The following is a 12,777-nucleotide window of genomic DNA, read 5'->3' as shown; positions in this document are numbered from 1 at the left end:
CGGGTCGAGCAGCGGATCGATGAACGATATCTTTCCTTCGAACGTTTCGCCGGGGTACGCCTCCGCTGTAAATGTGACCGTCTGCCCATAATGCAGCCACGCCAGGTCGGCCTCATACGCTTCCAGCTTCACCCACACCTTGCTCAGGTCGGCGATCCTGTAGATCATCTCGCCGGTCATCACGTACATGCCTTCCGTGCCGTTCCGCTCAATCACCGTGCCCCCGATGGGCGCGTAGATGGTCACGTGGTCCGACAGACTCCCCTTGCCCTCCGCCGCGCGAATCTGCTCTTCGGTCAGCCCCCAGCGCCGGAGTTTCTCGCGCGCGCCGGTCACCGTCGCCGTGGCCGTATCCCGGAGCACTTGCGGGGCAGTCGCACCAATCTTCGCCAGCGCCGCCGCGGCCGCGCGCAATTCCTGCTGCGCGGTCAGCAACTCCGGGCTGTACAGCGATACCATATGGTCGCCCTTGTCCACGCGAATACCGGTGTAATCGGCATACAGCCGGTCAATGCGCCCCGGCACCCACGCACTGATCGTCGCAAGCCGCGTCTCGTCGTAATCGACCTTGCCCACCATGCGGATTTCCGACTCGACGAAACGCCGCTCGACCCGCGCTGTCTGAATGTCCATCAGCGCCTTCGCCGCCTCACTGATCACGAACGCACGCGGCCTGACCTCCTCGTCCTCGCCGCCGGCAACCGGGATCAATTCCATACCGCAGATGGGACACAACCCCGGAGCCGGCTGGCGTATCTGCGGGTGCATCGAGCACGTGTACACCTGCGCCTGCTTCTGCCCGTTTGCGGCGGGTATTTGTACCGTCGTGCGCCCTGATTCGGGCGCCATTGCAGCCCGTAGCGCATAGCCTCCGGCCATCCCCGTCCCCACGAGGACCACGGCGACCAGACGTGACGCAATTCTTCTCATGCTTCCCTCTCGTGTGTTTGCGTCTTGATTTGTCATTAGCGGGCGCTCCTTCATGACCCACGTTTGCGATGCCTTCCTGCCGGCAACCCGCCAGAACGCAACGGCGTTGTTCGCAGGTACTTCAGGCGCGTGCCAGGCATCAGTCCGGTTGAGGAAGGCGCGGGCGAGCGCAAGCGGAACGCTTCACGCCCGCGGGACACGCCCGGTCACAGGAGCAGCGCGCAGTGTGAGAGAAAGGACGAAATGGAGCGGGGTAAGACGAGAGGACCGCCTCCGAACTCGCGTCCCTGGGGCGCGACGGACGCAAGCTTGGTCCCGGCGTGGCAGACTGACGCCGCGCAAGGACCGGCAGCCTTTTCCGGCTGGTCCGAAGGCCGCACGGTGAGCGTATAGGCTTGCGCTTCATGACGGCACTGGCATTTCGAACCCGAGGGATGCGGTGCCGCGAACACCGGCGCGTCACTGGCAGGGGGCTCGTCGTGGGCGGACGGCGCCGCCTTTCCGCCGCAACAATCTCCCTCGCCGTCGCTGGACTTGGCTTTGGCGACAGTGCAACTGCCGCAGCGGTCGCCGGGACAGGTCAGGCAGGTGCAAGCGCCCCAAGAGATTACGGCGGCGGCCGCGAATGCAACCGTAAGAACAAGCCTGTTCAGTATCTGCCACCGCTGACGCGCCAACACTCTGCTCCCGTGTGTCACATGGCAAGCTGTTACCACCCTCAGGAGGAACATGCCCGTGCCGGGAGACTATTCCGAGACAATCTCTTGCAGGAAGCCCGTATTTCCGCGGCAGCCAGCCCCGTACCCTTCGACGCGCCGTTATTGCCGGTCCTGCAGGGTTTGCTGCAACCGTTCGAGCCGCTGGCGCACGAGCGGCTGGTCCGGGTTCACTTCCAGGGACTTCTCATAAGCGGTGCGCGCCTGGGGAAGATTGCCGAGTTGCCCCTGGACGTCTCCGAGGAACTTCCAGGTATCTGCGTCCCGCGGGTTCAAGACCGTGGCGCGGTGCGCCGCGGTCACGGCCTCCGGAATACGCGCCGCCTGGTAGAGCAGGCGCGCATAGGCCGCGTGGTTTTCGGCGGTGTCTGGAAACGACCGGCCCAGCCTGTCGGAATCGGCCAAGGTCACGCGCAAGAGCATGCGCAATTCGGCGTCGTGCTCCATCACGCCCGCGCCCAGTTCCCGTATCCGCGCCCACGCGCCCGCGACGTCCCCGTCACGCGCCTGCAGGGCCGCAAGCGCCAATCCCACGCGCGCGTTTGCAGGGTCCAGCCGCTTCGCGTGTTCCAGGTGCTCCCTGGCAAATTCGGGAAGACGCTCTTCCAAGTAGAGCAACCCCAGTTCGTGATGCGCGGTGGCGGCCTCCGGCGTATCCGGCCCCGATTCAACGACGCGGCGCAGCACATCGAATGCGTCCTGACGCCTGCCCGGCCCAATGCGCGCAAGGTTCCGGCCCAGCTCGACCCGGAGCCTGGCGTCGTCCGGCTTCAGGGACACCGCGCGTTCAAGCGCCTCGGCGGCCAGGTCGTAATCCCCAGCCAGGTTGCGCAGCGCGGCGTACGGCCGGAGCAGTTCCGGGTCGTCGGAACCGGCCGCGCCGGCCTCGTCGAAAACAAGGATGGCCTCTTCCAATGCCTTGGCCGCGGCGCCCCGGTGCCGGCGCGCGCTTGCCGCATCGCCCTGCTGCCAGGCTGCGGCGGCATCGCGCATGGCCGCATCATAGCGATTGAGATAAGGCGCCGCGTCCGGCGCGCCGGCGGGCCACGCACAAGCCGCCGCGAACAGCACACACAGGGCGGCGGCTACGGGGCAGGTACGGGGCAAGACGGTTTTAAGACCGATTCCGACCACAACCGTTTCTCCATGGCTTCCAGCAGCGGCCCGAACGTTTCAGGCGCCAAGGCGCTGACGGCGACGCCGTCCAGGCGCTGCGCCAGGCCGGCAGCCTCGTCCGGCGCGCACAAGTCCGTCTTGTTAAGCACCAGCAAAGCCGGTTTCAGTTGCAGGTCCAGTTCCGCGAGCAGCGCGTTCACCGTTTCCAGCTTATCGTCGAGGTCCGCGCAGGAAGCATCGATAACGTGCAACAACAGGTCGGCATAATGCAACTCTTCAAAGGTGGTGCGGAACGCAGCCTTGAGGTCCGGCGGCAGACTGCGGATAAACCCCACCGTGTCCGTGACGATGACCTCGCGTTCGCGCGGGAAGCGCAGCCGCCGCGAAACGGGGTTCAGCGTCGCGAACAACGCATCCTCCGCGATGACGGAACTGCGCGTAAGATTGTTGAGCAAGGTCGATTTTCCCGCATTGGTGTAGCCTACAATGGCCACGACCGGCAATCCGTGCCGCCTCCGGTTGCCGCGGCGCAATTCGCGGCGCTCGCCAAGTTTCGTGACCTCTCGTTCGAGCCGGGCAATGCGGTCCCGGGCGCGGCGCCGGTCGATTTCAAGCTTCGTTTCGCCAGGGCCGCGGCCGCCGATCCCGCCCGCGAGCCGCGAGAATGCGGTGTGCTTCGCGCCCAGCTTGGGCAACAGGTAGCGTAATTGCGCCAATTCGACCTGAATCTTGCCTTCGCGCGTGACGGCGTGCTGCGCGAAGATGTCCAAGATGACCTGAGTCCGGTCGAGCACCTTGAGGTCCGTGTAGTCGGCCAGGGCTTTCACCTGCGACGGCGTGAGGTTCATGTCGAAGACAATCGTCTCCGCGCCAAGCTGCATCGCCTTGATGAGCGTGTACTTCAACTTGCCCTGTCCCACTCCAAAACGGGGGTCGGGCGGGCGGTGCTGAATCACCGCATGAACGGCATCAATGCCCGCGCTGCGCGCGAGTTCGCGCAATTCCCGGACGGAGTCCTCGGCAAATGCAGGCGCCGCCATCGACACATGCACCAGGACGGCGCGCTCCCGGTGGTCGTCCGCCCGGCGCGGCTTGCGACGCCGCTCGATTTCCTCCTCGAGCGCCTCGATCATGGACGGGAAATCGTCCGAAAGGTCGTACACCGTCGTGGCCGGGAGCACCGACCAGGGCCGGTCGCTCTCGTTGTCCGGAAGCAGATGCGCCTGATACATCAGCCCTGGGAATCCGTCCTCCGTCACCTGGACGGATGCAACGAGGTCCAGCCGCAGCAGCGCAAGGTCAGTGAGGTCATCGTCGTTCAGCGGCTCGCGCGTGAGGTGCGTATGCACCAGCCGCACCCCAGCCAAGCGGTCACGGCCGCGCCTGCCCAATTCCGGAAGAAACAGCCCCCGCGCGTCGCCCACAATGACCGCCGTGACCCCGCCCCTGCGGTCCAGAAGCAGCCCCACTTGACGCTGGATCTCCCCCGAGACCTCGGCAAGCGCCTTGGCGAGTTCCGGCGTAATGACGCGATCCGAATGAGCGCGCCTGCGCTCCAGCCGTTCGAGCGCGCGCAACTGCGATGCTTTGAGACCGTTCAGATTGCCGCTGAGCAGAGTAGCCCTATCTCCTCGGCGCTGTCCATCACGCCTGCATCATAATACGCCGCATGATGCGCTGACTTTCCACGGCGTCCAAGGTGCGCTGCGCTTTGCGCAGTTCGTTAATGTCCAGCTTCTCCAGCTTCTTCCAGAGAATGCTCAGGTTCCCGAGCGCAATCTGGATCGCCTGCGTGGGTTCAATCCGCTGCGGCAGAATGTCGATCGTGATGAAGCCTTTGTATTTCGACGCCTTGAGGTAGAACAGGGCTTCCATCGACTCCCACATGTGCAAGCTGGCCGGCATCAGCATATCGTCCGACATCTGATACGCGTCGTTGAAGTATACCTGGAACAGCTTGTTCGCGCGGGTCAGGAACGCGATGGACTCTGCCGGGTTCTCCGCCGACATGAGCGCATGCCCGAAATCCAGGGCTACACCCACGTTCTTCATGGCGATTTCCTGGCACATGGAGAGCGCCTTCCCGACCGTCGCGACCGTCAGGTGCTTGCGCGGGTCACGCGGCTTATAGGTAATCGCCACATTGATATCGGGCGACGCATACTTCGCAATTGTCTTGATGCTGGAAATCACCGTATTCCACTGGACCATGTAGTCCACGTGAAAGGGATAATCAAACCCGTCCGTGTACAGACGCAACGTCACTTCCGTTGCGCCCAGTTGCCGCGCCACGTCCACCGCTTTCCGCCCCTCGTCTATGGCCGCATTCCGCGTCTTCTGATGCTGATGCCCGAACGCGCCCAAGGCAAAACGGCGATCATGTACCATTATCGCGCTGACTCCGGAGCAAGCCAGGTTGAACTCCTTGAGCAGCCGCTTGATTTCTTTCACCGGATACTCTTGCGTGACATCGGTTTGCGCGATTTCTACGGCGCGAATGCCCTTGGTTTTCGCCGCAGCGGCCAACCGTTCCTGCAGTTTTGGCGTATCCCGGTACCCTTCCCAGCAATAACGGTCCGGCGTGTCCGAAAACACCCACAAGCCAACAGAAAATCTCGGCGTCATCCGTATTCTCCTTCCACTCGACCATCGGTGCAGGACTGATTTCACTAATAATACGCACGGGTTCGAGGCAGGCTTTTATCTCTCATGCCCGTTCTCGTAAGCGTGAGGTTTTGACGAAACCCACGAGAACGTAATATTCCCGGCATCGATGGGCGGATTATAGCGTGCAAAGCGTAGAAAGTCAATAGCCTCTTATAATTACAACGGAATCAGCGGCCCGCGGAGCCCCCGGAATTGCCAGGAAAAACAAGGTTAAACCCGGCGGAGTTGGGCATAAAAAAAGAGGGGCGAGTGCAGGCAGCGGGGGAACTGCCTCATGCACTCGCCGGTGGTGGGAACCAGTCATTGCTGACTGCACCGTTGGGCCAGCTAGGGGGAGTAACCAACCCAGCGGCAACTAAGCAAACAAAGGCACCTACAGGGTTATTCCCATATCTTCCCCCTTTGCTCAATATTTTTTGACTTCCTATCGTAAAGTCTTCGGTTACAATATCTTATACAATATCTTCTATCCCGGTCGCTTTATTGGACCTTGTCCAGGAAGCTTGGCCTCTGCAATTCTCCGGTGTTTCATAGCAGCCTCTCTTGAATTCCAGCCGGAAACACCACACAATGGGGAGAACCACTGGAACGGACGATGGTGATACCTGCCCATCTTTGTCTCTGTCTAGTCTGCGTATTGACGCATTGGTGGACAGACGTCTTCTTCCTGCCCCGGCCCGAGCCGCCGCCGGACACCACGGCCACGCCGTCGTGGGAGGAAAGGGCGGTAACCCAGACCCAAGCGCGTATTCAAGAAATCCTGGAGAGTCCGGCAGTGTTGTGGCCCCGGGGCGAGGCTGCGGCTCCAGCCGCAGGCCAGCACGGGGCGCCTGCCCCGGGCGGCATGGTCCGGGCGATGTTCGCCGCGCCGGACGCGCCGACGCGCGTGCGCGCAGTGGAACTCTGGGCCTGCTCGCAACCGCGGGAACCGGACCTGCTGCTTGCGGCTCTCGAGGACCAAGACGCCTCGGTGCGCAGGGCGGCGGCTCAGGCTCTAAGTCAACTGGACGAGACCACGCTCGCGGAGCAGGTCCTGTATATCATGCGCAATCCCTTGTCGCCGGGGGCACAGACCCTGGGACAGGCCCTGCCCGGCATGCAGGACGCATTGGAGCGCCCGTTGATCGAGGTGCTGGAAAATGCCGAAGCCGCGCCCGAACGGCGTTGGGCCGCAGGGTATTGCCTCGGGCGCATGGGCAGCGCGAAGGCCGCGCCGGCACTGGCGCAATGCACCGGTTCCCAAGACCCCGTGCTCGCCCGGGTCTGCGCAGAGGCACTGGCAAAAAGCAGCGCGCCGCAGGACTGCCGGTTCTGGGCAGGACTGGCCTCCCACCCATCACCGGAGGTTCGTCGTGTGGCGCTTGACGCACTGGCCGCGTTGGGCACACCAGAAGCCATCAATGTGCTGCATCGTGCAGCTCTGGGCGAAACGGAAACCGACCTGTCGCTGAAGGAGCACGCCGTTCGGCGAATTGCGGAACTGCCGCGCGAAACGGCCATTCCCATCCTTGTCCACGTCTTGGCGAACCATCTTCCCGCGCGTCGGGAAGCGGCGCGACAACTGAAGGCCCTTACCGGCCTCGAATTCGGAGAGAATCCGGTCGAATGGCAGCAGTGGTATCAACAAACGGCCGGACGCTTGCCGCCGCCCCAGGCGCCGCCGCCCGAAACCGCGCCGCTCTACGAGTTCGCGCCGTGGCCGGAGCAGTAGCGCGGAGAAACGGGTGGGGCGCTTCCACACGCCTATGCTATGATGCGGGGCAAACGGGTCGGGGCCGCACTGTTATGGCCGGAAAGAAGGAAGGGAAGCAGCGTATGCAGCAGTCATTCTGGCGCAAGGGCTTGATAATAGTGTTGCTGGCGGGGTGCGTGTCCGCGTGTCAGGGCGGCATCGGCGGCAAGCTGCCGGCGGGCCGGTTTCCCGAAGGTCAGCCGACGGCCCGACCGGAGGGCGAAGGCTGGATCGATCTCTTCGGCGCGGCGCAAGCGGCAGGTTGGAAGAACGTAACCGACGGGAACGCGAGCGTGTTCGAATTAAAGGACGGCGTGTTCCACATATTCGGCAAGAGCGGCGCGTACATGGCCTACGAGCCGGAAACGTTCGGCGATTTCACGTTGCACATCGAGTTCAAGGTGACACGAGGCGCGAACAGCGGCGTCTTCTTCCGCACCGACCCGAAAGACCCGGTGCAGGGCGGGATTGAGGTCCAGGTGCTCGACGATCACGGTGTCGCGCCCAACCGCAACGGCAGCGGCGCAATCTATGATGCGGTAACGCCGATGTTCAACCTGGCGCGGCCCGCGGGCGAATGGAACTCTTATGACATCACGTGCCGCGGTTCCGAGGTTGAGGTGGTCATGAACGGCTGGCGGGTCATCCACACGGACCTGTCGCAGATGACGATGCCCGTCGGCAAGTTCAACACGCCGTTCGCCGAGTTGCCGCGCGACGGGCACATCGTGCTCCAGGACCACGGCGCGGAAGTATGGTATAAGAACCTGGTCATCAAGCGGCTCTAGGGACGGCGCGGGCCTTCGGGCAGCCGTGCGCCGCGCATGGGTGGATGGAGATGCCACTGACCCAAGAACAACGCGATTGGCTGGCGCTGGTGCTGGTGCCGGGCATCGGCACGACGTATTTCATCCGGTTGTTGGCGCGGTTCCGCACGCCCGGGCGCGTGTTGAGCGCGAGCGAGGCTGAACTCGCCGAGTTGGTTGGAAAAGCGCTGGCGCAACGCATTCGCCAATACAAGCAGGTGACGGACGTCGCGGCACAGGAACGGCTGATGGCCAAGTACGAAGCCGCGCTGATTACCATGGAAGACCCGGCCTATCCGCCGCGCCTCGCGGAAATCTATGACCCGCCGCTGGTCCTTTTCTGCCGGGGCCAACTCGAGAACGCCGACCAGTATTGCGTCGCTCTCGTGGGCACGCGCAAGGCGTCACCCTACGGCGTGCGGATGGCGGAGGCGCTGGGGCGCGAACTGGCGGCCCGGGGCATCACGGTAGTCAGCGGTCTGGCGCACGGCATCGACGCAGCGGCGCACCGCGGCGCGATCGAAGGCGGCGGACGCACCATAGCCGTGCTCGGTTGCGGCGTCGATGTGGCGTATCCGGTGGAAAACGCCGACCTGATGCACCGGGTCACGCGGCACGGCTGCGTATTGTCTCAGTTCCCGATGGGCACGCAGCCCTCCCGCGGATTGTTCCCCTACCGCAACCGGATCATCAGCGGCTTGTGCATGGGCACCTGCATCATCGAGGCGCCAATTCAGAGCGGCGCGCTGATTACGGCCCGCCAGGCCGCGGAACAGGGGCGCGAGGTATTCGCCGTGCCCGGCCAGGTCGGCCATGAGAACAGCCGGGGGCCCCACGCGCTCATCCGCGAAGGCGCCAAACTGGTCGAGACCGTGGACGACATCCTCGCGGAACTGGAAGTCCCGGCGGAAATGCGCATGCAGCCCGCGCGCGCCCCGCAACCGGCGACCCCTCCGCGCAATGCGGGCCCATCGCCGCAGTTACAACCGCGGCCCCGCGACGCGTCCGCTGTGACAACCGCGCCCAAGGGAGAGACCCCGCGGTCCAAGCCGCAACCGCCCGCGCATAAGCCCAATCTTACTTCGGCGGAGAAAGCCGTGCTCGAGGTATTGTCGCAGGACGGCTCGTTCGTCGACGAGATTGCGATGGCGAGCCGCTTGTCCGTCGCGGAGGCGCTCAGTTCACTTACGCTGCTCGAATTGAAGGGGCTCGTGCGGCAATTCAGCGGGAAGCGGTTCGCGCCGCGATGAAGCGGCTACCCCCCATCGCCGAACGCATCCGGCGCGGCGGCCCGGTCCCCCTGCCGCTTGCCGCCCTGCTCGCCGCGGCGACGCCCGTCGTGCGATTCGGCATGTGGCGGCGCAGGCGCCTGCCCCGTATCCGCGTTGACGCCCGGGTCATCAGCTTCGGCAATATCACGGTAGGCGGCACGGGCAAGACGCCCGCCGTCATCGAACGCGCGCGTGCGGAACAGGCGGCGGGACACGCCGTGGCGGTGGTGACGCGCGGCTACGGAAGCAAACGGGTCCCGGAGCCCGCGTTCCTTGACCGGCAAATGCCGTCGTGCGAAGCCGCGGAGCAGTTCGGCGACGAGGCGGCGCTGATCGCGCTGCGCGCGCCGGGCGTGCATATCATCAAGGCCGCGGACCGCATTGCAGGGGCACGGTACGCCATCGAACAACGAGGGTGCGACACGATTATCCTCGACGACGGCTATCAATTTCTTCCTCTGGAACGCGACGAGAATATCTTGATCATCGACGCCAGCAACCCCTTCGGGAACGGGCACCTCGTGCCGCGGGGCATCTTGAGAGAGCCGGTCGAGGCGTTGGCTCGCGCCACCGCGATCATTTTGACGCGCTGCGATCAGGCGGACAATCTCGACACCGCCGTGAAGGCGGTGCGGCGCGTGTGTCCAAACACGCCGTTGCGCCTTACCCGCCACGCACCGAAACGGCTTCGACGCGTGGTGGATAACGCGCCCCTGCCCTTGGCCTACCTGGACGGACACGAGGTAGAGGCGGCGTGTGCAATCGGCAATCCGGACGCGTTCTTCCGCACGCTGGAAGCTCTCGGCGCAAGCATCGCCGCGCGGCACGCTTTCCGGGATCACGCGCGCGTTTCGCTGCGTCCCGGCGTGCCGAACCGCCCGCTTGTCGTCACGGAGAAAGACGCCGTCCGCATGCGCGCGCCCGGCGAGCAGGTTTACGCGCTGGGCGTGGAACTGGAGGACTGCTAAGACCCGGAGGCCCGAAGCGTCTTATTCCGAACGTTCTTCTTCGGAGACTATCGTAATCTGCACTTCCCGCGCCCGGCGCCGGTCGGCCTGAACCACGCGCATGTGGCAAGAACCGCAGACCACCGTGTCGCCTACTTCCGGGATGCGCCCGAGCGCCTTGGCAATAAGGCCGCCCAGCGTATCCACGCCCGCCTGCGCCTTCTCCGGAAGCGGCAGCCATTCCAGCAGTTCGTGAAGATGCGCCTGGCCGTTCACGCGATACCCACCCTCCTCGGTGACGATATTCGGCTTTGGCGGGCCGTCGTACTCGTCCTGGATGTCGCCCACGATCTCTTCCAGCACATCTTCCAGGGTGACAATACCTTGCGTCGCGCCGTATTCATCGACGACCACGCCGATGTGGATCCGGCTGTCCTGAAACTGGCGCAACAGCGTGTGGGCGGGGGTGCTATCCGCAAAGAACAGTATTTGCCGCCGGATCCTGGGCAGGTTGATGCTGCCCGAACCAATCACGTGCAGGTCGCCGCCGGGCAGGGCGTAGTCCGGCAACGGGCGCCCCTGGGCAAGAATGGCGCTTGCGATGTCAAGTTTACCCGGCACCAGATTGAGCTGGACGAAAAGGTCCTTGACATGGATCACGCCGATTATGTGGTCGAGGTCTTGCTCGCACAAGGGCAGCCGCGTGTATTGGCTGTGCTGCACGATGTCCAATACCTGGTCTATCGGCTGATCCGCCCGAAGATACACGACATCCGTGCGCGGCGTCATGATCTGGCGCGCCTTCAGGTCGCTGAACCGCGACGCCGCCAGGATCATCTTTTCCTGCTGAGAATCGATCGAGTTAATCGACTTGGCGGCCGCCGCAAGCGCCGTAATGTCTTCCATGGACGTATGCTGCCCCGGCGCCGCGCGCTCGAACGGACGATTCACGTAATGGACGAACGCCAACACCGGCGAGAGCGCCCGCACGAGCCAATGCAGAGGGAAGCCGACCACCGCGGAAAGCGGCCGGTTATAACGCACGCCAAGCGATTTTGGGAGGATTTCCGTGAATTGGAGCATCACATAGGTCAGCGTAATCGAGAACACCAGCAGCCAGCGCGGGCCGAACAACCGCTCAAATTCAGCGCCCGCGACAGTCGCGCCGATGGTATGCGCGGTCGTGTTCAGGACCAGGATCACGGCGATCGGTTTTTCGATGTTCTCCTTGAATCGCCGCCAGATGCGCCCCAGCGCCGGACGCCGCAACTCATACGCCGCCACCTGGCTCAGAGGAAGACTGAGCAACAGCGCCTCCAGCAACGAGCACAAGAATGAGACGGAAAGCGCAATAGCGACAGCCAGCAGCAGAAGTGACATGGAAGGCCTCCTTCTTGGTCTTCACGCGACATTATGACACGTGTCTCCGCCGGCGCTGAAACGCCGCACGTCTTCCGGGGCTGCGAAGGCGGGTCGCGGCGCGCGAAACCGCGCATATCAGAAAGGATTGCCCGGGCACTCCTGCGCCGAGGTGACGGCGCCCGCGGACACCTGCGCGGCAACGTGGGCGCGGAACGTGTCCAGCGCTCCCGTTCGCCCCTTCAATGTGGCGTCCAGCCACGGCGGGACGAACAACAGGACCAGACTGCGCTGGAAGCTGTCGTCCACGAAGTCTTCAAACAGGCAAGCCGCCGTTTCGGCCCATTCGCACACGCGGGCGTCCTGCGCAAAGGCGCAGTGACTGCCTCCCACTATTTCCACGTAATACTTGCAGGCGGCAGGGATTGCGTTGTAGATGGGCTCGGCATGGTCCTTGTGCGGAACAATACAGTCCTTTTCCGCCGCCAGAACCAGCGAGGGCGCCCACACCCCGTCCGCCGAGTCCAGTACGGCGGAATCCACGTTGGACGGAGCCAGGCAGACGACCGCGTCGGCCTCGGGGTTGTTGCTCGCCGCCAGCACCGTGGAACCGCCGCCCATGCTGTGCCCCATGACGGCCGCCCGGTCGTTCACCCGGCCGAAGAAGAGGGATTCCGGTGTCGCGCCTTCGGCGTACAGCGCACCTATGGCGAACGCAAGGTCGCGGCCGAAATCCGGGAAATTCCAGACCACCTCATTGTGCGTGTCGACCATGACCATGACGTACCCGCGCGGCACGATCGTCTGCCATAGATAATCGTAGTAGCCGATATCCGTCTCATAGCCATGACCGAAGACAACAACCGGGAAGGATAGACAACCCGGTTCGGGGAACGGCACGCCATCGCCGCCGTACGCGGCGGGATAATAGATTTCCGTCTTGACCTCCTGGTATCCGCGCGCCGGGTCATAAAAGCTCTTGCCGACATGCCCAATGGCATAGGGCGGGGTTTCCGGCGGACACTCGCCTTCACCTTCACCCTCGCCTTCACCTTCACCCTCGCCTTCACCTTCGCCTTCGCCCTCCCCTTCGCCTTCGCCTTCGCCCTCGCCCTCACCTTCGCCTTCGCCCTCACCTTCGCCTTCGCCCTCGCCCTCGCCTTCGCCCTCGCCCTCCCCTTCGCCCCCACCTTCGCCTTCGCCCTCGCCCTCCCCTTCGCCCTCGCCCTCACC

10 protein-coding genes are annotated in these 12,777 nt (G+C 64.1%); 4 read left to right on the top strand and 6 right to left on the bottom strand.

The window, feature by feature from the left end:
- The 4 genes from KA184_20300 to KA184_20285 form a co-directional block, all read right to left on the bottom strand.
- Positions 1-930: efflux RND transporter periplasmic adaptor subunit (locus KA184_20300; GenBank protein MBP8131927.1), on the bottom strand; the 930-nt coding region annotated here is incomplete at its 3' end.
- An 818-nt stretch (positions 931-1,748) separates the two neighbouring features.
- A complete protein-coding gene (locus KA184_20295) occupies positions 1,749-2,780 on the bottom strand; it encodes a tetratricopeptide repeat protein (protein MBP8131926.1) in 1,032 nt (343 codons plus the stop codon).
- Entirely contained in the window at positions 2,732-4,378 is a 1,647-nt protein-coding gene (hflX, locus tag KA184_20290; protein ID MBP8131925.1) for a GTPase HflX, read from the bottom strand. Before hflX ends, KA184_20295 begins: the two co-directional genes overlap by 49 nt.
- A 28-nt stretch (positions 4,379-4,406) precedes the next feature.
- Positions 4,407-5,387, bottom strand: a complete 981-nt coding sequence (locus KA184_20285) for a sugar phosphate isomerase/epimerase (GenBank protein MBP8131924.1) — start codon at positions 5,385-5,387, stop codon at positions 4,407-4,409.
- 637 nt (positions 5,388-6,024) lie between these two features.
- On the opposite strand from KA184_20285, the gene KA184_20280 reads away from it, so the two are divergent.
- From KA184_20280 to lpxK, 4 genes are all read left to right on the top strand, one after another.
- Positions 6,025-7,140 (top strand): HEAT repeat domain-containing protein, encoded by a 1,116-nt coding sequence (locus KA184_20280; protein MBP8131923.1) that lies wholly within the window; start codon positions 6,025-6,027, stop codon positions 7,138-7,140.
- A 104-nt stretch (positions 7,141-7,244) separates the two neighbouring features.
- Entirely contained in the window at positions 7,245-7,949 is a 705-nt protein-coding gene (locus KA184_20275; GenBank protein MBP8131922.1) for a DUF1080 domain-containing protein, read from the top strand.
- A 50-nt stretch (positions 7,950-7,999) separates the two neighbouring features.
- Positions 8,000-9,217, top strand: coding sequence for a DNA-processing protein DprA (gene dprA, locus KA184_20270; GenBank protein MBP8131921.1), 1,218 nt, complete (start codon positions 8,000-8,002; stop codon positions 9,215-9,217).
- Positions 9,214-10,206, top strand: coding sequence for a tetraacyldisaccharide 4'-kinase (gene lpxK / locus KA184_20265; protein MBP8131920.1), 993 nt, complete (start codon positions 9,214-9,216; stop codon positions 10,204-10,206). The genes dprA and lpxK overlap by 4 nt, the downstream gene beginning before the upstream one ends.
- 21 nt (positions 10,207-10,227) lie before the next feature.
- Here lpxK and KA184_20260 read toward each other — a convergent pair whose 3' ends face one another.
- Together KA184_20260 and KA184_20255 are read right to left on the bottom strand one after the other, a co-directional pair.
- The gene (locus tag KA184_20260) at positions 10,228-11,565 is read right to left on the bottom strand and encodes an HlyC/CorC family transporter (GenBank protein MBP8131919.1); all 1,338 of its coding nucleotides are present in this window, start codon (positions 11,563-11,565) and stop codon (positions 10,228-10,230) included.
- Positions 11,566-11,682: 117 nt separating this feature from the next.
- Positions 11,683-12,777 (bottom strand): dienelactone hydrolase family protein (locus tag KA184_20255; protein ID MBP8131918.1); only part of this gene is annotated, 1,095 nt, incomplete at its 5' end.

The sequence above is a fragment of the Candidatus Hydrogenedentota bacterium genome (assembly GCA_018005585.1).
Lineage (GTDB): Bacteria > Hydrogenedentota > Hydrogenedentia > Hydrogenedentales > JAGMZX01 > JAGMZX01.
This window is presented reverse-complemented; position numbering and strand designations above follow the sequence as displayed.